The sequence below is a fragment of the Pseudomonas monsensis genome, from assembly GCF_014268495.2.
Classification (GTDB): domain Bacteria; phylum Pseudomonadota; class Gammaproteobacteria; order Pseudomonadales; family Pseudomonadaceae; genus Aquipseudomonas; species Aquipseudomonas monsensis.
On the sequence record NZ_CP077087.1, the window covers coordinates 790,621 to 816,255 of the forward strand.

General features: G+C 60.2%; 21 protein-coding genes and 1 riboswitch. Of the genes, 17 read left to right on the forward strand and 4 right to left on the reverse strand.

All coding sequences use genetic code 11. From position 1 onward, the window contains the following. Window positions 1–104 precede the first annotated feature (104 nt). Entirely contained in the window at window positions 105–437 is a 333-nt protein-coding gene (locus tag HV782_RS03370; protein WP_123470844.1) for a DMT family transporter, read from the reverse strand. A 108-nt stretch (window positions 438–545) separates the two neighbouring features. Here HV782_RS03370 and HV782_RS03375 point away from each other — a divergent pair, with 108 nt between their 5' ends. From HV782_RS03375 to HV782_RS03415, 8 genes are all read left to right on the forward strand, one after another. After that, a complete protein-coding gene (locus HV782_RS03375) occupies window positions 546–1,442 on the forward strand; it encodes a LysR family transcriptional regulator (RefSeq protein ID WP_123470846.1) in 897 nt (298 codons plus the stop codon). Window positions 1,443–1,453: 11 nt separating this feature from the next. Then, on the forward strand, window positions 1,454–2,728 hold the full coding sequence (waaA, locus tag HV782_RS03380; RefSeq protein WP_186746164.1) for a lipid IV(A) 3-deoxy-D-manno-octulosonic acid transferase: 1,275 nt from the start codon (window positions 1,454–1,456) through the stop codon (window positions 2,726–2,728). A gap of 204 nt (window positions 2,729–2,932) precedes the next feature. Then, window positions 2,933–4,954, forward strand: coding sequence for a type VI secretion system Vgr family protein (locus HV782_RS03385; protein ID WP_186746162.1), 2,022 nt, complete (start codon window positions 2,933–2,935; stop codon window positions 4,952–4,954). Continuing rightward, a complete protein-coding gene (locus HV782_RS03390) occupies window positions 4,951–5,784 on the forward strand; it encodes a DUF4123 domain-containing protein (RefSeq protein ID WP_186746160.1) in 834 nt (277 codons plus the stop codon). The genes HV782_RS03385 and HV782_RS03390 overlap by 4 nt, the downstream gene beginning before the upstream one ends. Further along, window positions 5,781–9,053 (forward strand): toxin VasX, encoded by a 3,273-nt coding sequence (locus HV782_RS03395; RefSeq protein ID WP_225931053.1) that lies wholly within the window; start codon window positions 5,781–5,783, stop codon window positions 9,051–9,053. Before HV782_RS03390 ends, HV782_RS03395 begins: the two co-directional genes overlap by 4 nt. Beyond that, window positions 9,050–9,970 carry a DUF6708 domain-containing protein gene (locus HV782_RS03405; protein WP_186746158.1) on the forward strand — a complete coding sequence of 307 codons (921 nt, stop codon included), beginning with the start codon at window positions 9,050–9,052 and terminating at the stop codon, window positions 9,968–9,970. The genes HV782_RS03395 and HV782_RS03405 overlap by 4 nt, the downstream gene beginning before the upstream one ends. Then, the gene (locus HV782_RS03410; protein WP_186746156.1) at window positions 9,967–10,887 is read left to right on the forward strand and encodes a DUF6708 domain-containing protein; all 921 of its coding nucleotides are present in this window, start codon (window positions 9,967–9,969) and stop codon (window positions 10,885–10,887) included. Before HV782_RS03405 ends, HV782_RS03410 begins: the two co-directional genes overlap by 4 nt. Window positions 10,888–10,891: 4 nt before the next feature. Further along, the gene (locus HV782_RS03415) at window positions 10,892–11,848 is read left to right on the forward strand and encodes an IS1 family transposase (protein WP_186746154.1); all 957 of its coding nucleotides are present in this window, start codon (window positions 10,892–10,894) and stop codon (window positions 11,846–11,848) included. Window positions 11,849–11,886: 38 nt separating this feature from the next. Here the strand turns inward: HV782_RS03415 and HV782_RS03420 are convergent, their stop codons facing one another. Next, a complete protein-coding gene (locus HV782_RS03420; protein ID WP_123470860.1) occupies window positions 11,887–13,320 on the reverse strand; it encodes a TolC family outer membrane protein in 1,434 nt (477 codons plus the stop codon). A gap of 206 nt (window positions 13,321–13,526) precedes the next feature. Next, window positions 13,527–13,632, forward strand: a riboswitch (TPP riboswitch). Window positions 13,633–13,778: 146 nt separating this feature from the next. Here HV782_RS03420 and thiC point away from each other — a divergent pair. Then, entirely contained in the window at window positions 13,779–15,668 is a 1,890-nt protein-coding gene (gene thiC, locus HV782_RS03425; RefSeq protein WP_095138094.1) for a phosphomethylpyrimidine synthase ThiC, read from the forward strand. A gap of 104 nt (window positions 15,669–15,772) precedes the next feature. After that, on the forward strand, window positions 15,773–17,065 hold the full coding sequence (gene cytX, locus HV782_RS03430; RefSeq protein WP_123470862.1) for a putative hydroxymethylpyrimidine transporter CytX: 1,293 nt from the start codon (window positions 15,773–15,775) through the stop codon (window positions 17,063–17,065). Here cytX and HV782_RS03435 read toward each other — a convergent pair. After that, complete coding sequence (locus HV782_RS03435) at window positions 17,034–17,780, reverse strand: RsiV family protein (RefSeq protein WP_123470864.1); 747 nt, start codon at window positions 17,778–17,780, stop codon at window positions 17,034–17,036. The genes cytX and HV782_RS03435 overlap by 32 nt on opposite strands. 228 nt (window positions 17,781–18,008) lie before the next feature. On the opposite strand from HV782_RS03435, the gene HV782_RS03440 reads away from it, so the two are divergent. The 3 genes from HV782_RS03440 to cpdA all read left to right on the forward strand — a co-directional run bounded on the left by HV782_RS03440 (window position 18,009) and on the right by cpdA (window position 19,984). After that, complete coding sequence (locus HV782_RS03440) at window positions 18,009–18,626, forward strand: NUDIX domain-containing protein (RefSeq protein ID WP_128613697.1); 618 nt, start codon at window positions 18,009–18,011, stop codon at window positions 18,624–18,626. Then, the gene (locus HV782_RS03445; protein ID WP_007967395.1) at window positions 18,617–19,069 is read left to right on the forward strand and encodes a DUF1249 domain-containing protein; all 453 of its coding nucleotides are present in this window, start codon (window positions 18,617–18,619) and stop codon (window positions 19,067–19,069) included. The genes HV782_RS03440 and HV782_RS03445 overlap by 10 nt, the downstream gene beginning before the upstream one ends. Before the next feature lie 99 nt (window positions 19,070–19,168). Then, window positions 19,169–19,984 (forward strand): 3',5'-cyclic-AMP phosphodiesterase, encoded by an 816-nt coding sequence (gene cpdA / locus HV782_RS03450; RefSeq protein ID WP_128613698.1) that lies wholly within the window; start codon window positions 19,169–19,171, stop codon window positions 19,982–19,984. Between the two features lie 88 nt (window positions 19,985–20,072). Here cpdA and HV782_RS03455 read toward each other — a convergent pair whose 3' ends face one another. Then, the gene (locus tag HV782_RS03455; RefSeq protein WP_186748803.1) at window positions 20,073–21,215 is read right to left on the reverse strand and encodes an IS481 family transposase; all 1,143 of its coding nucleotides are present in this window, start codon (window positions 21,213–21,215) and stop codon (window positions 20,073–20,075) included. Between the two features lie 348 nt (window positions 21,216–21,563). Between HV782_RS03455 and HV782_RS03460 the strand changes: the two genes are divergently transcribed. Genes HV782_RS03460 through HV782_RS03475 form a run of 4 tightly spaced genes read left to right on the forward strand, consistent with a single transcriptional unit; the run spans window position 21,564 to window position 25,632 of the window. Continuing rightward, window positions 21,564–22,172: a YqiA/YcfP family alpha/beta fold hydrolase gene (locus HV782_RS03460; protein ID WP_186748755.1), complete on the forward strand. Its 609-nt coding sequence runs from the start codon at window positions 21,564–21,566 to the stop codon at window positions 22,170–22,172. Between the two features lie 42 nt (window positions 22,173–22,214). Next, complete coding sequence (gene parE, locus HV782_RS03465) at window positions 22,215–24,122, forward strand: DNA topoisomerase IV subunit B (RefSeq protein ID WP_003221068.1); 1,908 nt, start codon at window positions 22,215–22,217, stop codon at window positions 24,120–24,122. After that, window positions 24,122–25,111: an esterase-like activity of phytase family protein gene (locus HV782_RS03470; RefSeq protein WP_186748754.1), complete on the forward strand. Its 990-nt coding sequence runs from the start codon at window positions 24,122–24,124 to the stop codon at window positions 25,109–25,111. Before parE ends, HV782_RS03470 begins: the two co-directional genes overlap by 1 nt. Continuing rightward, window positions 25,108–25,632, forward strand: a complete 525-nt coding sequence (locus HV782_RS03475; protein ID WP_123470873.1) for a retropepsin-like aspartic protease family protein — start codon at window positions 25,108–25,110, stop codon at window positions 25,630–25,632. The genes HV782_RS03470 and HV782_RS03475 overlap by 4 nt, the downstream gene beginning before the upstream one ends. Window positions 25,633–25,635: the final 3 nt, after the last annotated feature.

A 25,635-nucleotide genomic window follows, 5' to 3' on the forward strand; every position in this document is an offset into this window, starting at 1 on the left:
ACAGACTCGGGAAAGAGGGGGATTTGTCGATGATCAACAGCCGTGGCGCAAAAGCACTGTGGGAGCGAGCAGGCCCGCCCCACAGGGGAGGTGTGCAGTGCAGGTCAATGCCCGGCGGTCTTGGAGAACAGCTGGATGACCACCACACCGAGGACAATCAATGCCATCCCCAGCATCGCCGGCACGTCCAGCTTCTGCCCATAAATGAACAGCGCCGCGATGCTGACCAGCACGATCCCCATGCCCGCCCAGACGGCGTAGGCCACACCCACCGGTACGGAGCGTACCACCAGGGTCAGCATCCAGAAGGCGATGCCATAACCGACGATCACCAGAATCAGCGGCAGTGGTGTGCTGATGCCTTTGACCGCTTTCATCGACACGGTGGCGATCACTTCGGCGCAAATGGCAATGGTCAGATAGACGTAGGCGTTCATGGTTCAAACCCTCAAATGAAACGTTGCTTTCAGGGCGGCATTCTAGAGAGTCGTCAGATGGGGTAAAGTCATTACCTATCTGTTTTGAAGATGGGTTGGTGAGGCGGTATGCAGTGGAATCTTGATCAGCTCCGAGTGTTTGTCGACGTCGCCGAACAGCGTTCGTTTTCTGCCGTTGCGCGCCGGCAGCGCAAGGCGCAATCGGCAATCAGCAGCGCGATTGCGATGCTTGAGGATGACCTGGGCGTCAGCCTGTTCGAGCGTAGCAGCGGTCGCCAGCCCTCGCTCACCGAAGCCGGCGAGGCACTGCTGGAAGAGGCGCGGGAAGTCTTGCGTCAGTGCGAGCGTCTCAACGGCCGGGCAATGGCGATGCTGCGTGGCCAGGAAGCACAGTTGCGCGTGGCGCAGGACGAAGCGATGCCCTATCAGGCGCTGGTGGAAAGTTTCGGCGCACTGGCCGAGCAGTTTCCGAGTCTGGAGGTGCAGTTGACCAGCGCCGCCCAGGGCGAAGTCGCGCGCAAACTGGTGGAGCGCCGGGCCGATCTCGGTCTGTTGTTTTACCACGATGAAATTCCCGAGGCGCTGGAGCGCCGGGTGCTCGGCAGTGTGGAAATGGTCACCGTGTGCGGCATCAACCATCCGCTGGCGGCGCAGTCCTACGTGACCTGTCAGCAGTTGGCGCAGCACCGGCAATTGCTGATGTCGACGCAAACCAGTGTCTACCCCGGCAATGAGCCGGCCAGCCCGCAGGTGTGGCGCGCTGACAGTTTCTACGTGATGGCCGAATGGCTGGTGCGCGATCTCGGTTGGGCCTGGCTGCCACGGCATGTGGTGCAGTATTCCGCCTATCAGGGCCTGATGGTCGAACTGGACAGCGAATGGACACCGCCAGCACTGGTGGTGGAACTGGTCTGGCGCCGCGATGAACCGCTGGGGCCGGCGGCGCGCTGGCTGGCTGAACGTTTTGCCGTGCACTTGCGGGCGATCGGCGATAAAAGTCGATAAACTCCGCCGCCATGAATAGAACTCTCTACACCGCGCTGTTTTACCTGGGGCTGCCATTGGTGGCGATTCGGCTGTGGCTGCGCTCGCGCAAGGCCCCGGCGTATGCCAAGCGGATTGGCGAGCGCTTCTCTTACGGGATGCCGTCACTGCAGCCCGGCGGGATCTGGGTGCACGCCGTTTCGGTGGGCGAAAGCATTGCCGCCGCGCCAATGATTCGCGCCTTGCTGCAACGTTATCCACAGCTGCCGATTACCGTGACCTGCATGACCCCGACCGGTTCGGAACGGATTCATGCCTTGTTCGGCGACGAGCCGCGCATTCAGCATTGCTACCTGCCTTACGACGTGCCGTGTGCGGCGGCGCGCTTTCTTGATCGGGCACAGCCGAAACTGGCGGTGATCATGGAAACCGAACTGTGGCCCAACCACATTCATCAATGCGCCAAACGCGGGATACCGGTGGCGCTGGCCAACGGCCGACTGTCCGAACGTTCGGCCCGGGGTTATGGCCGCTTCAGCAAACTGACCGCGCCGATGCTGGCGGAAATGAGTTTTTTCGCGGTACAGACCGAAGCCGAAGCCCAGCGCTTTCGTGATCTGGGGGCACGGCCGGAGACAGTCGAGGTTACCGGTTCGATCAAGTTCGACCTGACCATCGACCCGCAACTGCTGCAACGCGCCAACGCACTGCGCGGCCAATGGCAGGCGCTGGAACGCCCGGTGTGGATCGCCGCCAGTACCCACGAGGGTGAGGACGCAGTGGTGCTCGACGCCCATCGTCGTCTGCTGACGAACTACCCGAATGCGCTGCTGATTCTGGTGCCGCGCCATCCCGAGCGCTTCAACTCGGTGTTCGAGTTGTGCCAGCGTGAAGGCTTTGCCACGGTGCGCCGTTCGACCGGTGCCAACGTCGAGTCACACACCTCGGTGCTGCTCGGTGACACCATGGGCGAGTTGCTGTTTCTCTATGCGTTGGCCGACAGCGCTTTCGTCGGCGGCAGTCTGGTGCCGAACGGCGGGCATAACTTGCTGGAGCCGGCGGCCCTGGCCAAACCGGTGCTCAGCGGCCCGCACCTGTTCAATTTCCTCGACATCGCCGCGCAGTTGCGCGAAGCCGGCGCGCTGGCGGAAGTGGATGATGCCGAAGGGTTGGCGGTGGAAGTGCAGCGCCTGTTCGAATTGCCGCGCGATGCCCAGCGCATGGCCGAGGCCGGGCTGGCGGTGATGCGCCGCAATCAGGGGGCGTTACAGCGCTTGCTGGACGGGCTGGGCAGACTGATTCGCTGAGGAAAAACCAAACCTGAGGCGAGGGAGCAAGCTCCCTCGCCTCAGGTCCATCGTTGGCTTTGAGGAAGTGTCCTTCAGGCTTTGGGGAATCCCCCTACATCTATCTTTTTTTCGTCTTGTTAGCGTGCCCGCCAATTCTTGCGAGCACGAACCAAGGACGGTTTGGACATCGCGCTCTTTTCCTCTTTGCTTAAGGATAAGCGTATGTTCCGGTCGGCCAATGCCGCGCATTTTGCGTTGCAGATTCCTGCTATCCGTCACGACTTTCAGGTGCTGGCGTTCAATGGCACCGAAGCGATCAGCACCCTCTATACCTTCCACATCGAACTGGTTAGCGAGCACCCGGATTTCGATCTGGAGCGCCTGCTCAGCCAGCCTGCGTTTTTGCAGTTTGGCCACAACGGTGAAGGTATTCATGGGCGTATCGAAGACGTCCTGGTCGGTGAGGCCGGCAAGCGCCTGACCCGTTATCACCTGACGCTGGTGCCGGCGCTGCATTACTTGCAGTTCAGCCACGATCAGCGGATTTTCCAGCAGCGCACGGTGCCGCAGATCATCGCGCAGGTACTCAAGGGACATGGCATTCAGGGTGATGCCTTTACCTTTCATGTCACGGCGAACCCGCCGCGTGATTACTGCACTCAGTACGGCGAATCCGATCTGGAATTCATCCAGCGCCTGTGCGCCGAAGACGGCATCGCCTGGCATCACCAGCACTCGGCGGACGGCCATTTGCTGGTGTTCACCGACGATCAGGTGTTTCTGCCCACCCTTGGCGCCACGCCGTATCAGCAAGATAGCGGGATGGTTGCGGAGCATCCGGTGGTCAGCCGTTTCAGCGTGCGCAAAAGCACACGCACCAGCACCGTTACTCGCCGCGACTATGACCTCAAACGGCCGAGTCTGCTGATCGAAAGCCGCTTCACCGCCGAGTTCACCCCGACGCTGGAGGATTACCGCTATCCGCTGTTGATCGAGAACGAAAAGTCCGGCAAGCAATGGGCCCGGCAGGCGCTGGAGCGCCATCGCAGCGACTATGAATTGGGCCAGGGTCAAAGCGATCAGGCAAATCTGCGCTGCGGCCATCTGTTCGAACTGACCGAACACCCGCGCAAAAGCTGTAATGATCTGTGGCTGTTGCTCAGCGTATCTCACACTGGGCGACAGCCTCAGGTGCTTGAGGAAGCGATTACCAGCGACACGAAAGACACCGACGGTTTCACTCAGGGGTATCGCAACACCTTCAGCGTGATTCCTGCCGAGGTGGTGTTTCGTGCGCCGCTGCCGACACCGCGTCGTCCGCTGGTCTGCCAGACCGCACGGGTCACGGGGCCTCCCGGTGAAGAAATCTATTGCGACGAATATGGCCGAGTGAGGTGCGAATTCAACTGGGACCGCGCCGAACTCAACAGCGAGCGCAGCAGTTGCTGGATTCGGGTGTCGTCGAGTTGGGCCGGGGAAGGCTTCGGTTCGGTGACGATTCCACGCATCGGCATGGAAGTGGTGGTGACCTTTCTCGAAGGTAATCCGGACAAACCGCTGATCACCGGTTGTGTGCCCAACAAGGTCAAGTCTGCGCCCTGCACCTTGCCCGAGCAGAAGACCCGAACCGTACTGCGCAGCCACAGTTCACCGCACACCGGCGGTTACAACGAACTGATGATCGAAGACCGCGCCGGCCAGGAAAAAATCTACCTGCGCGCCGAACGTGATTTCGAACAACTGATCCTCAACGACAGCCACAACCAAATCCGCCGCGACCGTTTCGAGCAGGTGGACAACCACAGCACCAGCCTGATCAAGGCTGACGAGCGCCACACCACCGACGGTACGCGCAACACGGTGATCGGCCGCGACGACCTGCTCAGCATCAGAGGCAACAGCAGCACCACGGCGCAAGGCACGCTGGTGATTCAGGCCGGCCCGCATGCGCGGGTTACGGCCAGTCAGGTGGTGATTGATGCCGGCACGAGCCTGACGCTGACTGCTGGCGGCCATCACCTCGTGATCAATGCGGGCGGGATCTTCAGCAGTGTGGCCATCGTCGAGGGGGGCGCGCCGATGACAGGTGTCGCGCCGCAGACCGCGTTGGCGGCAGTGCCCGACGATTCACAGGTGCTGATCGCGCTGTCCATTACCCCGCAAATAGCCGCGCTGGCTCAGGCCGCAGAGCAAGCCGCTTCAGTCTGCGCCGTGTGCGAAAAACTGGCGCAGGTGAACGCATGAATCGGGCTTACCTGTTGCTGGATCGAGTCCAGATCGAAAACCTTTCGGATCGTCTGTTTGAAATGACGGGCGGCGCGACGGCTCACTCGCTTTATCAGCGCACCGCCTACAGTCATTTGGAAAGTGTCGGTCCCGTGCTGATCGGCGTCGTGCCCGATAGCCCGTTGGCAAAGGTTTTTTCGCAGGAGTGGAGCGCTACGGCGGGCATCTGGCTGGAGTCGGCGGCCGACGAAAGTCAGGTGCAGGAGCATTTGCGCAGCTTGATCCATGCCCGTGTCGAGGGGGCAGCGACGGTTTTCTTTCGGTTCTACGACCCCCGTATCACCGCGTTGTGGCTGATGGACTTGCCCGCGCCGGAACGGGATCGGTTGATGGGACCGGTACGGCTGATCCGTCTGCCGGAGTCACAAATCCATCAGCAAACCGAGCAACCTGCGATCCCGTATGCGGATAAGCCGTGGTTGCTGCTGACAGCGGAACAACTCGATCAACTGAACACTGCCAAACGCAAGTGTTTCGCCCGGCAATTGATCGAATACGGTCAATGTCACTTCCCCAAATCCCTTGGTTCACTGGCTTCGACTGCTTTGCAGCAGTGGGCCATGGACTGTCAGGCCAGTGCTGCACGTAGCGGCTTCAGTGCCGTCGATGAAGTCTTTCTCTGGGTGCGTTTCTGTGTGGTGTTGGGCGCTGACTTCCCCGATGGCCCGGAGCACGCTGCATACAGGCAGTTACTGGCCGAACCCGGACTCTTGCCGCGCCAGCGCTTGGACAACCTCAACCGTGCATTGACGCATCAGTTACTGAACGACAAGGACTTCACGCGATGAGCGCCGAAAAACTGGCCATGGTCGATGAGGCCGCTCAGGCCGAACGCGCGGCCAAAGCCCAGCCCCACGTGGACATCAACGGCCTGGTGCATCCATGCCCTGCCAGTCAGCCCGAACTGTTTGTCGTACCGGTTCGCTACGCGCTGGCGCACGAAAAATCTGAGCACGTTTGTTGCGTTCCCGCTATCGCGCCCGAGAGTCGGCCGATGGCCGCACGTCGTTTGCGGGCAGGGTTTGTGTACCTCTGGCAGCATCAGGGGCCGCTCAAGCGTTTTGCTGTTTCGCCACAGGGGCTGTTGCAGGAACAGGCGTTGGACGCGCCGGCCACTCCGGTACTCGACGCGACATTGACGGGCCTGGCGCTGCAAAAAATCCACGACGCCTGGATGCTTTACAGCGAGTTCCCGTTAAACGCCGAGCACTGCCAGTCGCTGAGCGACAGCAGCGCCAAACGCAGCCAGCATATGCGCCACATTGCCCTGCGCACGGTGGCCGACGAATTACAGGCCCCGCACTGCCCACCGCTGCAGAAGGCCGACGAGGTCATGGCCGAACTCATCCCTGACAGCTACGCCCGGTCGATGAAAGCCGATCAGCAAAAAAACGCCGAGGACACCGACGCACTCGGCGCGACGCTGTTAGCGAACCCGACCCCGACCAACATCAAGGCCTACACAGACGCCAGGCATCGTATTCGTGAGCGTCACAAAGTTCTCGATCAATATCCCGACGCCAGTGACGAGCCACCGGGCGAATGGAGCGCCGAGCCATGGGACGGGCAGGGCACGCGGGATTGGCTGGAAAACGCCCAGGCACACACCGGGGGGCTGTTCGCTGTCTTCGCCTGCCTGGACGACGATCTGGGTGTGTTGCGCGACATCAACCACGAACAGGAATGGCTGGAAACCGGCCACGAAAAATGGCTCGGCGAGAACAATCTGCGCCTGAGCATCGGCGGGTTTGTGCGCAGTTTGATCAGCGAGGATGGCGCCGAACTGGCCGGTAATCTCAGTTATCGCTACAAGGATCGCGACATCAGCCTCACGCCCGAGCAGGGCCAGATCATGCTCGACACCCAGGATCGGCTGAATGAGGTACTCAGGGTTGAAACCCGGGATCGGCAATACGGCGGTCGGCCGACCCAGGCCGAAGCGGCCGCCCGTGATGCCCGTATCGCAGCCATCGTCGGCCCGGTACGAGCGTTTATTCCGGCTGATCTGTACTACGAAGCGGAGGAAGTGGTCCGGCAATATCGCGCGGAGAAACAAGCCAATCTCAACAATCATGCGTTCAGCGCCAAGGTCGGCAAGTACATCGACCTCGATGCCATGGACACATGGTTCACCGACACCGCCGCTGGCCACTTCCAACAACTCGAACAACGCCACACTGTGTTGTTCGCCGACCGTGGCGTGTACCTGAAACGCTCCGCCAGCGGTACCTGGTTTGTCGATTACGACGACCTTGAAACCCGCCAGTGGCTGACCGAACTCGCCACCGGTTGCCTGACCGCGCAATGCATCCGCGCTCAGGGCGCCGAGCAATACGCCGACTACGTGCGCACCGCCGACGGTGGCGCACTCCGGCAGTTGTTCCACGCCTGGACGCCGTCGCTTGAGGCGGCGGTCAACAACGCCTCGCGCCTCGGCGAGTTGATGGCCGCATTGTCCGCCGACAACATCAGCGCCACCCATCAGGCCTTGGCGCCGTTGAGCGTGGCAGTGCTTGATCACATCGCAAGCATGGCTCGGGATGCCGGCAGCCAATGGAGCGTGCTGGTCAATCGGCTGGGCGCGGCGTTGCTGCTGCTCAAGGGTGACAAGGGCTTCAGCGCGTCCTGGATGAGCATTTTTGTTGCCGCGAGGTTGGGCGCTGAGAGCCGCTTGCAATTCGTGACCGAGGGCGTGCGACCGGCGTGGAAATTGTTGGGGCAACGGGCCGAGGCGTTGGATGAATGGGTGAACAAGACGGGGAAAGCGATTGGCGTCGGGCGAGTGGAACGGATTGTGAATTCGCCGGTGGTGGTCAACAGCGGGGGAGTGGTGCCGCTGGCCGCGTTGTTGCTGAACGTGGTGAATGTGCAGAACTATTTGAGCGAGGCCGGGGTGCTGGAGGGGATGGAGGCCCGGCGGGTGAATGAGACCGTATCGGCGAGTTTGTATGGGGCGGCGGCTTTGGTGGCGGTGGTGGATAGTCAGGTGCGGATTGGGTTGGGGAAGGATCGGTTTTACTTATTTGGTTCTGCTGCGCCCGCGCTTACGTTGTTTGGTGGGGTGATTGGTGGGTTGTCGGCTTATGCCGCTATGCAAGAATTCAAATCCCTGAAACTTCGATTAGAGGATGCCCAAACTCAGGTCGATCCCTGGTTGGACGTGCGTCAAATCGTAATCGGAGGACAAGTAGCGGCCTTCGGCGCTCAAGCGATATTAGGGTTTGGCTACACCGCCCGCGCCTTGGCAGGCTCAATAACTGCGGAAGTCGCTATCTTGCGCTACACGCTCTATATGGGGCCGGTGAACTGGATCATTCTGGGCCTTGGCGTGCTGTATCTGACTGCCTGGATTTTCGAGAAAACGCCGCTGCAAAACTTCCTGAACAACTGCTGTTGGTCTAAGGCCCGAGCTAACGATTTGGAGCCTATTGCGCCCAAAGCCCAACAGGACGAACTCGACCGTTTGTACCTCATCCTCTATACGCCTCGGGTCACCATGCAAAGCAGTTCTGATCCAGCGCCTGATAATGGCCGTTCCGGCCTGGCTTTCGTCAGCGCCATTAATTCTCTGACCATCGACTTGCCTGGCGCCGAGCCAGGCAGTGTCTACCTGGAACTGAGCATGGTCGGTGACCCGGTGGATACTCTCGAAAACCGATATTTGATCAAAAATAGTCGGACCGGCAATTTCAAACCTCCCCGTCCGTGGCGCGATATGACGCCCTACTGGTTGCCGGGCACCCTCTGTCAGTGGATACCGATCGAGGAAGGCCAGGGGCTGCGTATAAGCGGCCCTTTCAAAGAGGTGAAAGACTTACTGCGCACACCACCTGGCACGTTGTCGCTAAGGTTGCGTTATCGCACGCCTCTGACCGGGATACTCGGTGCTCGTAGTTTTATCGGCGGGGAGCGAGGTTTGGCTTTTACCTTGAACAACTCAACGGGTGTCATAGCGCTGCGAACCGACCCAACCCCTGAACTTGACCGTGTCCCGAAATACCCGCTCGGTGAGGATTACCCCGGAGCTATTTACCTGCAGCCGAAGGACAAGCGATGAGTACGCCACTGGCAGGCACAACTGAAAAAAGGATGTTTTCGCGCAATGACTATCTCGCGCCATTACCTATTCCCACCGGTAGGAAGCCTTCTGATGTGCTCAACATCATTTGGCGCAAGAACGAGGTGTTTCTCGACATTGGTAACTACAGCATCGGCTCGGCGGTGATGGTGATGTGGCCCGGAGTGATGTTGTTTTTGGGGTTGGCATACATCTTCAAAGATCCGGATGCTTTGATCTTGGGGGCGTGCATCATGGCACTCCCCATTTTTTGGTTGATCCAAGGCCTCTTCCGCGAAGTCCCTTTACCCATACGCTTCAACCGCCAACGCCGCGAAGTCTGCGTGCCCCGCCACAACGGTGAATACTGGATCGTCCCGTGGGAAACCGTGACAGCCGCCGCCACCCAACAGTCATCAGTTAGTCAGGCTGGTAAAGCAACCATGGGTCTGCTGGTCATCGGTTTCGAAAACCCCGACCCGCAAGCCACGGAAGACAACAAGCACTTTTCGCTGGGCTTCAACTGTGGCGGTGGCACCACGGCGATGGCTCTGTGGGAATGCATGCGCAGTTATATGGAGATCGGGCCTGACGCAGCCCCGGATGCGGTAGCGCTTAATTCCGGCGCCAACCTCCGTTACTACATCGACTACATGACAGATAAAGCCAGCGAACGCGGTTGGTTTTTGACTCTACTGTGGGAAGGCGTATTTGGTGTGTTTATCTTCAATGCACCTCTCGCGACTTATCTGCAAAGGAGGAAGCTGTACCCGCCACCCGATCTGCCTTATCCCGACATCATCGAATGGTCAAAACCACTCCCTGCGGATGATTGGGCCAAACGTTCCGCCGAGTTGGAAGAGGCCATTGCCAAACGCGAAACCGAGTTGGCCGGACGAGTTGAGGCACAGGCATGAGTACGCCACCGGCAGGCACTACGAAAAAAGGAATGTTTTCGCGCAATGATTACTTGGCGCCGTTGCCCATTCCTACGGGTGAAAAGCCTTGTGATGTGCTCAACACCATCTGGCGCAAAAACGATGTGTTTCTCGACATTGGTAACTACAGCATCGGCTCGGCGGTGATGGTGCTGTGGCCATCGCTGTTAGTGTTTGTATTTATGGGTTACATCACCCCAGACCCCGGACTGATCTGGATAGCAACGTTGTTAATCATCGGTATCCCTTCAATATTCGTGATCCAAGGCCTCTTCCGCGAAGTTCCTTTACCCATACGCTTCAACCGCCAACGCCGCGAAGTCTGCGTGCCCCGCGGCAACGGTGAATACTGGATCGTCCCGTGGGAAACCGTGACAGCTGCCGCCACTCAGCAGTCATCCGTCAGTCAGGCTGGTAAAGCCACAATGGGTCTGCTGGTCATCGGTTTCGAAAATCCAGACCCGCACGCCACGGAAGACAACAGACACTTTTCCCTAGGCTTCAACTGCGGCGGCGGCACTACCGCGATGGCATTGTGGGAGTGCATACGCAGTTACATGGAAATCGGACCTGAGGCTGTCCCCGACAGTCGGGTGGGTATCGCGCCTTACGAAGAAACCCAAATCGGATCGCTCCTTGTCGACTTGCGCAAAGGGGAAGTGTTGAGCGTCCTGTGGGGAGTTTTCTGCATAACGCTTCTGGGCACTTATCTGGCGGAAAAGCTGCAGGACTGGAAGCTTTCCCACCCACCTGAATTGCCCCATCCCGACATCATCGAATGGTCAAAACCACTCCCTGCGGATGACTGGGCCAAACGTTCCCCAGAGCTGGAAGCTGCCATCGCTCAGCGCGAAGCTGAGCTAGCCGAGCAAGCCTTGCTGATGAGTCGGTGCTGAGCCAATGACGTCTCGACTGCCCGATCTGCCCATCCCCGGACAAGGCGATTTGCCGGACTACGAGGTCCGTCTCCCGATGCACCTGCGGCCCGACGCCAATCGGTTGATCCGCTATCTGCACGAATTGCCGTATCGGCGAGTGAAGTTTTGCCCATGGTGTAGCAACACCAATCTGACCTGCCAGACTCATCCGGCCCGTCGGCTACCGTACTACTACTGCGGCTCATGTCAGAAAGGCTGCAACAGTCTGAGCGATACGCCGTTCGCCAATCTGCGCCGTATGGAGCTGTGGTCCACGTTTGCGCTTTACTTGTTGGCCGGCTGGTCCAGTGTCCAGATAGCGCCTCGTCTGGGAATGAACCATAAGGTCTATTTCAGTTGGGGCAAAGCAACCCGCGAGGTGATGGCCGAAGAGTGCCCTGAGTTGTATCAGTGGTGGACGACGCGACATTACCGGGAAAACCTGCAAGCCCCCGAGCATATTGCTGCGCAGCAGCAAGCGGTCATGGTCTGGATCGAAACGATGCTCAATGCCCGGCACGCGATATGCCCCAAGTGTAAAGGCGATCGAACCTATCGAATCACAGGGATTCGTCCCAAGTTCAAATGTGATCCCTGTGTGACCTGCTTTTCCATTCTGTCTGGAACGCCATTGGAAGGGATGATCCGGCCTGACCTCTGGCTAGACTTCGTGAAAGGGGTGATGAATGGTCAAAGCATCCCGGATCTCAAGCGCAGTTCCGGGCTGGGCATGGGGGCCAGTACACGCTGGCGGCGACAGTTTTTGTTATTGATCGAAGCGTTGGGGCACGCTGAGCTACTGGGATGGATCACCTGGATGCGTAGTCGGCGAAACAATGAGGCGGTCAGTTTCGTGCGCCAGGGTGGTCATCTGGACAAGGCGCAGCGGTCCATCTATCCGCAAGGGCGGCGCAAGGGCGGATTTGTCTGGCGACAATGATCAGGCAATGAAAACCCGCATTTCTGCGGGTTTCTGGATTAAGGCCGGGCCTTGAGCTGTGCCTCGGCGGCCTTGGCCAGATCCGGCGGCAAGAAGTCCTTGTCCGGGTTGTAGTCGGCTTTGAGATAGCGCGTCAGGTCCTGCAGGTCACCCGGGTTCAACGTCCCCGCCGCCTGCTTGAGGCGCAGGTTGTCGAGGATGTAGTCGTAGCGGGTGTTGTTGTAGTTGCGCACCGAGGTGTACAGCTGACGCTGGGCATCGAGCACATCGACGATGTTGCGTGTACCCACCTGATAGCCGATTTCCGTGGCTTCCACGGCGCTCTGGTTGGAGATGATCGACTGGCGGCGCGCCTGCACCTGCTCGACATCGGTATTGACCGCGCGGTGCAGGTTGCGGGTGTTTTCGACAACCTGCCGGCGCAGGGCTTCACGCTGCTGCTCGCTCTGATCCAGTTGCGCATAGGACTGGCGCACTTGCGAGCTGGTCAGTCCGCCACTGTAGATCGGGATGTTCAGTTGCAAGGCCAGCGTGCGCTGATCGACGTTGCCACCGTAGGGGGTGCCGAAGGCGTTCGGGTTGGCGAAGCCGAGGGCGTCGTTGTCACCTTTCTCGTATTTGGCCACGGCGTCGAGGGTCGGCAAGTGGCCGGCCTTGCGCTGCTTGAGGGTCTGTTCGGCGGAACTGACCGCAAAGTTGCTCGCCAGCAGATTGAGGTTCTGTTTGGCGGCGGTGTCGACCCAGGCCTTGGCGTCGTTCGGCGCCGGCGGCAGGATCGGTAGTGTATGGACGATGCCCTGAATCGAGTTGTACTGACGGTTGGTCAAGGTGATCAGTGCTTCGAAGGCATCGTCGACCTGACGCTGGGCAACGATGCGGTTGGCGCGCGCGGTGTCGTAACTGGCTTGCGATTGCAGCACGTCAGTCTTGTCCGACAGGCCCACATCGAAGCGTTCGTTGGACTGGTCGAGCTGACGCTTGAACGCGGCTTCTTCAGCCTTGGTCGAGGCCAGATTGTCCTGACTGCGCAGCACGTTGAAATAGCTTTCGGCCGATTGCAGGATCAGGTTCTGCTCGGTGGCCGACAGTTGCAGCGCGGCCTGCTCGTTGACGTCCTTGGCCGCCTGGTACTGGAACCAGCGGTCGGCGCGGAACAATGGCTGAGCCAGCGTCGCCTGATAGGAATGCGCGCTGCGAGTGGCATTGGCCGAAGGCTGGTCGATCGAGGTGCGCACGTCGGCGACTTCGGCGCCGCCGGACAGGTTGGGCAGCAACCCTGCGCGAGCCTGTGGCACCACTTCTTTCTGCGCGCCGTACTGGGCGCGGGCAGCGGCCAGATCGGCGTTGTTGTCGACGGCTTCCTGATAGACGCTGACCAGATCGGTCTTGGTCGACAAGGGCGCTTCTGCTGCCCAGGCCATTGCGTTGGACGCACAAGACACGGCAAGAGCCAGTGAAAGTTTGCGCAGCATGAGGCGATCCCTAGCAAGAAATATTACGAAAATAATGTGCGCGCCAAGGCTAAGGCGCAGCTCCCGCAGCGTCAAGGCGCACAGGGCAAAGCGAGTGTAGTTGTGCAATCGTGCGGCAACAATCCTGCAAGTCCCGGTAATTGCGCCATTCATCATGGTGTTTGCTGCGGTGTTGGCGTTCTTTGTCGGTTGTGTCTAGACTGGCCGGGTTCTTGTCGGGGTGCCTTGCTATGAGGCTGAGATCGAATAATTTCGGATCCCGTTGAACCTGATCAGGTTAGCGCCTGCGTAGGGAACAAGATTTCTCGTCACCCGGCGAGTCCTCTTGTGCTTCGTCCGGGATATTGTTCGACAATCGAACGCTCGACGACGATGCACAGCACCGGTCCTGGTGCGTCCGTGCCTTTCAGGTTCTGCTCCGACAATCCATTGCCTGGATGCTGTCTGGAGAGCCCGTGATGACTACAAAAGCAAAAAACGCGATCAACCTGAGTGACTCGGCCAAGGTCGATGAGCAGTCGGTTCAGCCGTTCACCCGTTCGCAAAAAGTCTACGTTCAGGGCTCGCGCCCGGACATCCGCGTGCCGATGCGCGAAATCACCCTCGATGTGACGCCGACCGACTTCGGCGGCGAAATCAACGCGCCGGTCACCGTGTATGACACCTCGGGCCCGTACACCGATCCGAACGTGGTGATCGACGTGCGCAAAGGCCTGGGTGACGTGCGTTCGGCGTGGATCGACGACCGTGGCGACACCGAGCGTCTGCCAGGCCTGAGTTCCAACTTCGGCCAGGAACGCCTCGCCGACCCGGAACTGACCAAGCTGCGTTTCGCCCACGTCAACAACCCGCGCCGCGCCAAGGCCGGGGCCAACGTCAGCCAGATGCACTACGCGCGCAAAGGCATCATCACCGCCGAGATGGAATACGTCGCCATCCGCGAAAACATGAAGCTGCAAGAGGCCCGCGCCGCTGGCCTGTTGAACCAACAACATGCCGGCCACAGCTTCGGTGCGAGCATCCCGAAAGAAATCACCGCTGAATTCGTTCGCGAAGAAATCGCCCGTGGCCGCGCGATCATTCCGGCCAACATCAACCACGTCGAACTGGAACCGATGATCATCGGCCGTAACTTCCTGGTGAAGATCAACGGCAACATCGGCAACAGCGCTTTGGGTTCGTCCATCGAAGAAGAAGTGGCGAAACTGACCTGGGGCATTCGCTGGGGCTCGGACACCGTGATGGACTTGTCCACCGGCAAACACATTCACGAAACCCGCGAGTGGATCATCCGCAACTCGCCAGTGCCGATCGGTACCGTGCCGATCTACCAGGCGCTGGAGAAGGTCAATGGCGTTGCTGAAGACCTGACCTGGGAGCTGTTCCGCGACACGCTGATCGAGCAGGCCGAGCAGGGCGTCGACTATTTCACCATCCACGCCGGCGTGTTGCTGCGCTACGTGCCGCTGACCGCCAAGCGCGTGACCGGCATCGTTTCCCGTGGCGGTTCGATCATGGCCAAGTGGTGCCTGGCGCACCACAAAGAGAACTTCCTCTACACCCACTTCGACGAAATCTGCGAAATCATGAAGGCCTACGACGTCAGCTTCTCGCTGGGCGACGGCCTGCGTCCGGGCTCGATTGCCGACGCCAACGACGAAGCGCAATTCGGCGAACTGGAAACCCTCGGCGAGCTGACCAAGATTGCCTGGAAGCACGACGTGCAGTGCATGATCGAAGGCCCGGGGCACGTGCCGATGCAGTTGATCAAAGAGAACATGGACAAGCAGCTCGAGTGCTGCGACGAGGCGCCGTTCTACACCCTCGGCCCGCTGACCACCGACATTGCGCCGGGCTACGACCACATCACCTCGGGTATCGGGGCGGCGATGATCGGCTGGTTCGGTTGCGCCATGCTCTGCTACGTGACGCCGAAGGAGCACCTCGGCTTGCCGAACAAGGATGACGTGAAAACCGGGATCATCACCTACAAGATCGCCGCACATGCCGCCGACCTTGCCAAGGGCCACCCGGGCGCACAGATTCGCGACAATGCCCTGAGCAAGGCGCGGTTCGAATTCCGTTGGGAAGACCAGTTCAACCTCGGCCTCGATCCGGACACCGCCCGTTCGTATCATGATGAAACCCTGCCGAAGGATTCGGCCAAGGTCGCGCACTTCTGCTCGATGTGCGGGCCGAAATTCTGCTCGATGAAGATCACTCAGGAAGTCCGCGAATACGCGGCCAACCAGCGGATCGACGCGGTCGACGTGGACGTCGCCCAAGGCCTGGCGGAACAGGCCGAGCGGTTCAAGAAGGAAGGCAGTCAGCTTTATAAAAAAGTGTAAGCGGCAAGCTACAGGCAGCAAGATAAAAGCAGATGCGAAACCTGCTTTTTCTTGCCGCTTGTGGCTTGCAACTTGTAGCTATCACTCCTGTGAGATCAACCCCCTTGAGCATTCAACCCAGCACTTATTCCCCCGACCTCGCCGTGCCCGCTGACAAGCGTGTGTTCGGCGGTCGCGATCTGTTTTCCCTGTGGTTTTCCCTCGGCATCGGCCTGATGGTGTTGCAGACCGGTGCCTTGCTCGCGCCCGGTCTGGGCTTGTCGGGTTCACTGCTGGCAATTTTCCTCGGCACTCTGGTCGGCGTTCTGCTGCTGGCTGCTGTGGGTGTGATCGGCAGCGACACCGGCCTGTCGTCGATGGCCGCGCTGAAACTCAGCCTCGGCAGTAAAGGCGCGAGCCTGCCGGCGCTGCTTAACCTGCTGCAGCTGATTGGTTGGGGCTCGTTCGAAATCATCGTCATGCGCGACGCCGCCAGTCTGCTCGGCACCCGGGCGTTCAGCGAAGGTTCGCTGTGGGCCAGTCCGATGCTCTGGACCTTGTGCTTCGGTGCGCTGGCCACCTTGCTCGCGGTCAGCGGGCCGCTGACCTTCGTGCGCAAGATCCTGCGCAAGTGGGGCATCTGGCTGATCCTCGCCGCGTGCATCTGGCTGACCTGGAACCTGTTCGCCAAGGCCGATCTGGCGGCACTCTGGGCGCGTGCCGGGGACGGTTCGATGCCGTTCGCCGTAGGCTTTGACATTGCCATTGCGATGCCGCTGTCGTGGCTGCCGCTGATCGCTGACTATTCGCGGTTCGGCAAGCGTGCGAAGAACGTCTTCGGTGGCACGGCCATCGGTTTCTTCATCGGCAATTTCTGGCTGATGAGCCTCGGCGTGGCCTACACCCTGGCGTTCGCGCCGAGCGGTGAAGTCAATGCGTTGCTGCTGGCTTTGGCCGGTGCCGGCCTGGGGATTCCGCTGTTGCTGATTCTGCTCGACGAATCGGAAAACGCGTTTGCCGATATTCACTCGGCGGCGGTATCGAGCGGGATTCTGCTGCGCTTGAAGGTCGAGCATCTGGCCTTGGCCATCGGCGTGCTTTGCACGCTGATCGCGCTGCTGGCGCCATTGGCGCAATACCAGAACTTTCTGTTGCTGATCGGCTCGGTGTTCGCGCCGCTGTTCGGCGTGGTGCTGGTGGATCACTTCATCCTGCGCAAGCGCAGTGCTCAGGTCGCGTCAGCTGCATTGCGCTGGCCGGCGCTGTTGGCGTGGCTGGGCGGGATCAGCACCTACCACTTGCTGGCGAACTTGTATCCGGACGTCGGCGCGACCCTGCCGGCACTGGTGCTGGCAGGGCTGTTGCAACTGGTGCTCGGTCGAGCCTTCAGTTACGGCCCGGAAACAGCTCGGGTTTGACGATGCCGTTCAGACGCGGGTAAGGAATCTTCAGTTCGACGTGGCCCAGCGCGTAAGGCGCGAGGGTGCTCACGTCGTACTTGAGGATCACGCCACCGTAGGTCAGCGCCACATTCGGGGTTTTCACGAACGGCCAGTTCTTCACGAACTCGGCTTCCTGATCGAGCTTGGTGCTGATCAGCCAGCTGTTGTGCGCCACTTGCGCGGCCTTCCAGAACGCCTCTTCCTGACCCGGCAGCAACATGTCCGACAGGTTCAGCACTTTATGCTGCTGGCGCGAATAGTTGATGAAACCGCGACCCGGGGTGCCATGGGCGCCGCCGGTGTCGAGGTAACTCGACAGCTCGATGATCACCAAGCCGTCATGCTGCTCGCGTACCTTGGCCTGCAAATAGCTGCTGTTGCGCGGGCCAGCGGTGCGCAGGAACTGCTCGCGATAGGCCGCCAGCGTTGGCGCTACCGGTTCATTCGCCTCGGTGCGGGTCATTTGCAGTAGGCGTTTTTCGATAATGCCGTCCAGGGCAGGCTCGGCCGGGAAGTGCAGGGTGTCGATGTTCACCAGCGGGCAGTCCGGGTTGGAGCAACCGGGTTTCAGGGTTTCCGATGCGTCGCGGGTGGTTTCCAGCGGCGTGCGGTAGTTGGGCTGGAACAGGTTGGCGCAGGCGCCCAGGGTCAGGGCGATGGCGGCCACAGAGGCAATTTTGAAAAGCGACATGGGCGTCCTTTCTGAAACAGGGGAAGGCAAAAAGTTATCCGCTTCGACTCTCGCCGAAGCAGTCAGTTCGCCACTAAGCTAATTAGAGTGGGTTTCGCCGCCACCGTCCATCCCGCTGACGGTAAAGGGGCTGCATCAATCATCACGAGCGCGTTAGGATGGCGCGAAGTCGGGGTTGCCAGTGACAACAAGGAACCTCGTATCGGATTTGCAGTAAAGAGGATGTTCATGACTGATTTTGCCAACGCCACGCCGGCCACCGTTGATGTCGTAAAGCGCGAGCGCTGCTACCAGGGTTTCTACAAGCTCGACCGTTTGCACCTGCGCCATGAATTGTTCGCTGGTGGCATGAGTCGCGAGATCGACCGTGAGGTCTTCGTGCGTCACGACGCGGTGTGCCTGCTGCCTTACGATCCGCAGCGCGACGAAGTGGTGCTGATCGAGCAGTTTCGCGTCGGCGCCCTGGGCAAGACCGACAACCCGTGGCTGGTGGAACTGGTCGCCGGTCTGATCGACAAGGCAGAAGTGCCGGAAGAGGTTGCTCACCGCGAGGCGCAGGAGGAAGCTGGACTGGACATCAAGGCCCTGTGGCCGATGACCCAATATTTCCCGTCGCCGGGTGGCAGCAACGAATTCGTGTACTTGTTTCTGGGGCGTTGCAGCACCGAAGGCGTAGGCGGCCTGCATGGGCTGGAGGAAGAGGCAGAAGATATCCGCGTCACGGTCTGGGCCTTTGAAGATGCCTTGCAGGCTGTCCGTGACGGACGCATTGCCAATGCGGCGAGCATCATCGCCTTGCAGTGGCTGGCGCTTAACCGCGCCGAAGTGAGGGGGCTATGGTCGTAAACAAGCTGCGCGATCGTTATCGGGTTGACCTGGCGGGGCTGCAAGCTGCCTGCGAGGCCAACTACGCGCGCCTGATGCGACTGGTGCCGGACATGCGCAATGACCCCGAGGCACGGCGCATTGCCGTGACCCAGGGCGAGCAGATGCTCGGCGTACTGGCCCTCGAAGTGCTGCAGACCTGTCCGTACACCACCACGTTGCAGGTGCGTCAGGAACACAGCCTGCCGTGGTTGCCGGTGCCGCAACTGGAGGTTCAGGTCTATCACGACGCGCGCATGGCCGAAGTGATCAGCGCCGAACATGCACGACGCTTTCGCGGCATCTATCCTTACCCGAACGCCGCGATGCATCAGCCGGATGAAAAGGCCCAGCTCAATCTGTTCCTGGGGGAATGGCTGAGCCATTGTCTGGCCCTGGGGCACGAGTACGAAGTCGTTCGCTAGTTGTGAACTGCGTCCGGTTCGTCGGTTTCCCCTTTCGCTCATCCCCCAGCATAATTGCGGCACCTGACCGATTCCGTGCTTTTGCCCTGGGAGAGCGCCTTGCCGAGCGTATCCACGTTGACCACCGCCGATGCGGCGTTGCTGGTGCAGTTGTCCGACAGCCATTTATTCGCTGAAGCGGATAGCACGCTGTTGGGCATGAACACCCGTCAAAGCCTGCAAAAGGTCATCGAATTGGTGCTGGGGCAGCAGCCGCAGATCGACCTGATTCTGGCCACCGGCGATATCTCCCAGGACGGCACACTGGAGTCATACCAGCAGTTTCGCCAGATGAGCGCGCAGATCGCTGCCCCGGCGCGGTGGATCCCCGGCAATCACGACGAGCCGATGATCATGGCCGAGGCTGCCGTGCAGAGCGCGTTGCTGGAATCGGTGGTCGATATCGGTAACTGGCGGGTGACGCTGCTCGATTCGGCGGTGCCGGGTTCGGTGCCGGGGTATTTGCAGGACGACCAGTTGCAACTGCTGGCCCGTTCGCTGAGCGAAGCGCCGGAGCGCCATCATTTGGTGTGCCTGCACCATCATCCGGTGTCGATCGGTTGTGCGTGGATGGCGCCGATCGGTTTGCGCAATCCAGAGGCGTTTTTCGAGGTGCTGGATCGTTTTCCACAGGCTCGCGCGGTGCTGTGGGGGCATGTGCACCAGGAAATCGACCGCGAACGCAACGGCGTGCGCCTGTTGGCCTCGCCTTCGACGTGCATTCAGTTCGAGCCGGGGAGTGATGACTTCAAGGTCGGTGAGCAGGCGCCGGGGTATCGCTGGTTGCGGTTGTTGCCGGATGGGCGATTGGAGACTGGCGTGGAGCGTGTCACCGGTTTTGCTTTTACCGTTGATTACGGTTCCGAAGGTTACTGATTTTCGATCAAGAGCCCCTCACCCCAGCCCTCTCCCTGTATGTACCGGAGACATGGTGGACACATGTTCGGAGACATGGTGGACGGTTTTAGATCTTCTTACCTGCCATAACGATCTGCAAGTTCAAGTCGATTCGGGCGATGCGATGTCTACTCCAGTAGACATCGTGGATGCCGTCCTCCGTCGTTTCCCGGATAGCTACTGACTTCCCGTAAAAAGCTTTCCCGACTGTGTATTCACGGTTCCTCCAGTAGATCTCGCCCTTTACCTGAACCTTCCTGACCACATCACCATCGTCGTACTCCGGCGCTGCGGGTTGCTCCTGATATTCCCTTGAGCTGCTGCTGTACCGAGTAGCAGGAACCTGCATGTCCAGCGCTTGATGCGGGCGCTTCTGGTTGTAAATATCACGCCAGATATCAAACGCCCGTTGCGCGCTGTTGAGATCGTTAAAGTGCTGACCCTGGAGGACTTCATTTTTCAGACTGCGGTGGAAGCGTTCCAGCTTTCCTTGGGTTTGCGGATGATAAGGTCGAGAGTGGCCGACCTTGATGCCTTGACTCATCAGCCAGACCTCCAGCGCGGTATAAACGCCTGTCTGATCACCCCATGGAGAGCCGTTGTCCATCGTCATGCGCAAAGGCAGGCCATAGCGCCGAAAGGCCCGGACCAGATGCTCCTGGACGGTGTCGCGCTGCTCATTGATACACGCCGCGATGCACAGTGAAAACCGCGAATGATCGTCCAGTATCGTCAACGGATGGCAACGCCCCTGACCCAGACTGATATGCCCCTTGAAGTCCATCTGCCAAAGATCGTTGGGCGCTTCATGCTCAAAACGGATAAACGGTTTGATCTCGGCGGCCTTTGGATCAACGCGTGAATGACGCTGTAAAACCGCATGCACGGTACTGACCGAAGGCATCACTAAGCCGTTGTCTTCCAACACACGTTTGAGCTTGCGAGCGCCCCAGGCCGCGTACTCCTGACTCACGGTCAAAATCTGCTGTTCAACCTCATCAGCACATCGCTTGGGTGATGTCTTCGGTCGTCGAGACTGATCGTTCAGTCCTTCTGCACCCAGGTTTTCAAACCTGTTAAGCCATTTATAGGCGGTGCTTGGGCTGATATTAAATCGACGGCAAAGCTGCCGGACATTGGCCCCTTCTTGCCGAGCCAAAAGCACGAATTCTGAACGAAGCTGCACAGTGGACACCTCTTCCCAAGACACAGGTCATCTCCTTAGTGATGAGCAATGTGCCTATTAAAAAGTGTCCACCATGTCTCCGAACACCTGTCCACCATGTGTCCGGTACATACACTCCCGGAGGGAGAGGGGGCCGACCGAGGTGTATTGCGTCATGCGTCGACCTGAAATACTGAGTTGATTATGGATTCGCCCAATCACTTTCAGGTCGGTGTATCTCTTTAATATCCCCCATTCAGTCCCCTCTCCCTTTGGGAGAGGGCTAGGGTGAGGGCCGCCCCTGCTGAATAACCAATTTCTCGAAACCACCCCCAATCCGCTCTTCTCTCCCTGTAAACTCCGCAAACCCAAACCGACACTCAGGGAGCTCAAATGTCCGGTTCGATCCTCTATATCCACGGTTTCAACAGCGCCCCGGCCTCGAAAAAGGCCTGTCAGCTGGTCGCGGTCATGGAGCAGCTGGGTTTGAGCGACAAGTTGCGTGTCCCGGCCCTGCATCACCACCCGCGTGAAGCCATCGGTCAGTTGGAGCAGGCGATTGCCGAACTGGGTCGGCCGTTGCTGGTGGGAAGCTCACTCGGCGGCTACTATGCGACTCACCTGGCCGAGCGCCACGGCTTGAAAGCCCTGCTGGTCAACCCGGCCGTCAGTCCGCACCGGATGTTTGACGGGTACCTGGGCACGCAGAAAAACCTGTATACCGATGAGACCTGGGAACTGACCCACGACCATGTGACGGCCCTGGCCGAGCTGGAAGTGCCGGCCCCACAGGATGCGCAGCGTTATCAGGTGTGGTTGCAGACCGGTGATGAAACACTGGATTATCGCCTCGCCCAGCAGTATTACCGGGCCTGTGTCCTGCGGATTCAGGCCGGCGGCGACCATAGTTTCCAGGGGTTTGCCGGGCAATTGCCGGCGTTGCTGAGTTTTGCCGGCATTGGCGCCGATTTGTATCAGGCAATTGATTTCACCGCACTGTGAAGTCTTGCCCCTTTTTCATTGAATCACTGACGACGAGACCCTATGGCCACTCCCAGCGCTAGCTCTTATAACGCCGACGCCATCGAAGTCCTCTCGGGCCTCGACCCGGTGCGCAAACGCCCCGGCATGTACACCGACACCAGTCGGCCGAACCACCTTGCCCAGGAAGTCATCGACAACAGCGTCGACGAAGCCCTGGCCGGCCACGCCAAATCGGTGCAGGTGATCCTGCACGCCGATCACTCGCTGGAAGTCAGCGACGACGGCCGTGGCATGCCGGTCGACATTCACCCGGAAGAGGGCGTGTCGGGCGTTGAGCTGATCCTCACCAAACTCCATGCGGGCGGCAAGTTTTCCAACAAGAACTACCAGTTCTCCGGCGGTCTGCACGGGGTGGGTATTTCCGTGGTCAACGCCTTGTCGACCGAAGTCCGGGTGCGCGTCAAGCGTGACGGCAACGAGTACCAGATGACCTTCGCCGATGGCTTCAAAGCCACCGAACTGGAAATCGTCGGCACCGTCGGCAAGCGCAATACCGGCACCAGCGTGTACTTCGCGCCGGACCCGAAATACTTCGATTCACCGAAATTCTCCATCAGCCGCCTCAAGCACGTGCTCAAGGCCAAGGCTGTGCTGTGTCCGGGGCTGCTGGTCAGCTTCGAAGACAAAGGCACCGGCGAGAAAGTCGAATGGCATTACGAAGACGGCCTGCGCTCCTACCTGGTGGACGCGGTCAGCGAATTCGAACGCCTGCCGGACGAGCCGTTCTGCGGCAGCCTGGCCGGTAATAAAGAAGCGGTCGATTGGGCGCTGCTGTGGTTGCCGGAAGGTGGCGACGCGGTGCAGGAAAGCTACGTCAACCTGATCCCGACGGCGCAGGGCGGTACCCACGTCAACGGTCTGCGTCAGGGCTTGCTCGACGCGATGCGCGAGTTCTGCGAATTCCGCAGCCTGCTGCCGCGTGGCGTGAAGCTGGCGCCGGAAGACGTCTGGGAACGCATCGCTTTCGTGCTGTCGATGAAGATGCAGGAGCCGCAATTCTCCGGCCAGACCAAAGAGCGACTGTCGTCCCGTGAAGCGGCGGCGTTCGTCTCCGGTGTGGTCAAGGACGCCTTCAGCCTGTGGCTCAACGCCAACCCGGAAACCGGTCTGGCCCTGGCCGAACTGGCGATCAACAACGCCGGTCGCCGCCTCAAGGCCAGCAAGAAGGTCGAGCGCAAGCGCGTTACCCAGGGGCCGGCGCTGCCGGGCAAACTGGCCGATTGCGCCGGGCAGGACCCAATGCGTTCCGAGCTGTTCCTGGTCGAGGGTGATTCCGCCGGCGGTTCTGCCAAGCAAGCGCGGGACAAGGAATTCCAGGCGATCCTGCCGTTGCGCGGCAAGATCCTCAACACCTGGGAAGTCGATGGCAGCGAAGTGCTGGCCAGTCAGGAAGTGCACAACATCGCCGTGGCCATCGGTGTCGATCCCGGCGCCGCAGACATGAGCCAGCTGCGCTACGGCAAGATCTGCATCCTCGCCGACGCCGACTCCGACGGTCTGCACATCGCCACGCTGCTGTGCGCCTTGTTCGTCCAGCATTTCCGCCCGCTGGTGGATGCCGGTCACGTCTACGTGGCGATGCCGCCGCTGTACCGCATCGACCTCGGCAAAGAGATCTACTATGCCCTCGACGAAGCCGAGCGCGACGGGATTCTCGACCGTCTGGTGGCCGAAAAGAAACGCGGCAAGCCACAGGTCACCCGATTCAAGGGTCTGGGCGAAATGAACCCGCCGCAGCTGCGTGAAACCACCATGGACCCGAACACCCGGCGACTGGTGCAACTGACGCTGGGCGATGATTTCGCCGAGACCTCGGAAATGATGGACATGCTGCTGGCGAAGAAACGCGCCGGTGACCGCAAGACCTGGCTCGAATCCAAGGGCAACCTCGCCGAGGTGCTGGCCTGATGCGCTTCGGCGTCGCCCTGGCATGTGCGTTGCTGCTGGGCTCGATGACGGTGGCGGCCGAGCCGGTGCCCGAGTTGAAGCTGCTGGCCGAGCATCCGGTCGACGGCATGCGCGGCGGCAACCTCTCGGGGTTGGCGGTGTGCGGCAAGGATTTGTGGACGGTGTCCGACCGTGACGACGAGCAGATCTATCGCCTGAACACGGGCGATCAGGTCTGGCAGGCCGAAACCGTGCACCTCGACGTGCCGAAAGTACCCGACAGCGGCTTGCCGTGGGGCTTGAGTTCGCGCACCTGGGCGGCGTCGTTCATCCGTGGCGGCGACCTCGATTTCGAAGGGATCACCTGCGACAGCGCCGGTAACCGCTACATCGTCAGCGAAGCCCATGCGGCGGTGCTGCAGGTGTCGCCCGAGGGGACGGCGTCGTGGCTGAAAATCTCGCCGATGCTGGTCAAGGAAGCCCGGGCCAGCGGTATGTTGCTGCACTTCAATGCGTTGTTCGAAGGACTGGCGATCAACCCGGCGGGCGATGAAATGTGGCTGGCGGCCGAGCGTGAACGGCGTGGCCTGCTGAAGATCAAGCGTCAGCAAACGGTCTGGGATTGCCACGGCGGCTGCGTTTTGCTCAGCGAAGCCGGGGTGGAGATGCAGCCACCGCAGTTCCCCAAGGCTCGCGCCGTCAGCCGTGATTTCGCCGACCTGTCGCTGTTCAACGGCAAGCTGTTCACCCTTGAGCGCAATGCGTTCAGGGTCTGTCGGCGTGATGCGGTGACGGCCAAGGTCGAACGCTGCTGGTCGTTTGCTGAAGAGGCCTTGCAGCCACAACGGCTTTATTCCCAGGCCTACGGTCTGGCGGAAGCCTTGGTGGTGGACGCCGACGGCGCGTGGATTGGCCTGGACAATAACGACGGTGTCCGCGCCGATGGCGAGAAACGCCCGATCGTCTGGCGCTTCGCTGCGCCTGAAGGTGGCTGGAGCGCCAAGCCGTGAGCCAGCAACCGCCGGGCAAGCGCGCCGGCCGGGTATTGATGATTCTGGCCTGGTGCGCGGCGTTGTTTCTGGCGACGCGGTTTTTTGGCCAGTGGGAGCAGCGCCAGCAGAATCCGAACGTGGTGATCACGTCCGAGCAGCATGACGGCGTGATCGAAGTGAAGCTGGCCGGCAATGCCCAAGGGCATTTTGTCGCCAGCGGCCAGATCAACGGTGAGCCGGTGGAGTTCATGCTCGACACCGGCGCCACCGATGTGGCGATCCCGGCGGATCTGGCCAAACGGTTGAAACTGGAAGAGGGTTTCGGTGTAACCCTGAGCACGGCCAACGGCCTGAGCCAGGGCTACCGGACCAAAATCGACCGCCTGCAACTGGGCGACATCGTGCTGCGGGACGTCCGCGCACTGGTGGCGCCGGGGCTGCATGGCGATCAGGTGCTGCTCGGCATGAGCGCCCTGAACAAACTTGAATTTACCCAGCGCGGTGGCACCATGCTGCTGCGCCAGACAACGAACCGATGAGGC

Excerpts from the sequence above, each read along its gene's own strand:
- HV782_RS03370 (WP_123470844.1), bottom strand. The coding sequence starts at position 437 with ATGAACGCCTACGTCTATCTGACCATTGCCATTTGCGCCGAAGTGATC.
- HV782_RS03375 (WP_123470846.1), top strand. The coding sequence starts at position 546 with ATGCAGTGGAATCTTGATCAGCTCCGAGTGTTTGTCGACGTCGCCGAA.
- waaA (WP_186746164.1), top strand. The coding sequence starts at position 1,454 with ATGAATAGAACTCTCTACACCGCGCTGTTTTACCTGGGGCTGCCATTG.
- HV782_RS03385 (WP_186746162.1), top strand. The coding sequence starts at position 2,933 with ATGTTCCGGTCGGCCAATGCCGCGCATTTTGCGTTGCAGATTCCTGCT.
- HV782_RS03390 (WP_186746160.1), top strand. The coding sequence starts at position 4,951 with ATGAATCGGGCTTACCTGTTGCTGGATCGAGTCCAGATCGAAAACCTT.
- HV782_RS03395 (WP_225931053.1), top strand. The coding sequence starts at position 5,781 with ATGAGCGCCGAAAAACTGGCCATGGTCGATGAGGCCGCTCAGGCCGAA.
- HV782_RS03405 (WP_186746158.1), top strand. The coding sequence starts at position 9,050 with ATGAGTACGCCACTGGCAGGCACAACTGAAAAAAGGATGTTTTCGCGC.
- HV782_RS03410 (WP_186746156.1), top strand. The coding sequence starts at position 9,967 with ATGAGTACGCCACCGGCAGGCACTACGAAAAAAGGAATGTTTTCGCGC.
- HV782_RS03415 (WP_186746154.1), top strand. The coding sequence starts at position 10,892 with ATGACGTCTCGACTGCCCGATCTGCCCATCCCCGGACAAGGCGATTTG.
- HV782_RS03420 (WP_123470860.1), bottom strand. The coding sequence starts at position 13,320 with ATGCTGCGCAAACTTTCACTGGCTCTTGCCGTGTCTTGTGCGTCCAAC.
- thiC (WP_095138094.1), top strand. The coding sequence starts at position 13,779 with ATGACTACAAAAGCAAAAAACGCGATCAACCTGAGTGACTCGGCCAAG.
- HV782_RS03435 (WP_123470864.1), bottom strand. The coding sequence starts at position 17,780 with ATGTCGCTTTTCAAAATTGCCTCTGTGGCCGCCATCGCCCTGACCCTG.
- HV782_RS03440 (WP_128613697.1), top strand. The coding sequence starts at position 18,009 with ATGACTGATTTTGCCAACGCCACGCCGGCCACCGTTGATGTCGTAAAG.
- HV782_RS03445 (WP_007967395.1), top strand. The coding sequence starts at position 18,617 with ATGGTCGTAAACAAGCTGCGCGATCGTTATCGGGTTGACCTGGCGGGG.
- HV782_RS03460 (WP_186748755.1), top strand. The coding sequence starts at position 21,564 with ATGTCCGGTTCGATCCTCTATATCCACGGTTTCAACAGCGCCCCGGCC.
- parE (WP_003221068.1), top strand. The coding sequence starts at position 22,215 with ATGGCCACTCCCAGCGCTAGCTCTTATAACGCCGACGCCATCGAAGTC.
- HV782_RS03470 (WP_186748754.1), top strand. The coding sequence starts at position 24,122 with ATGCGCTTCGGCGTCGCCCTGGCATGTGCGTTGCTGCTGGGCTCGATG.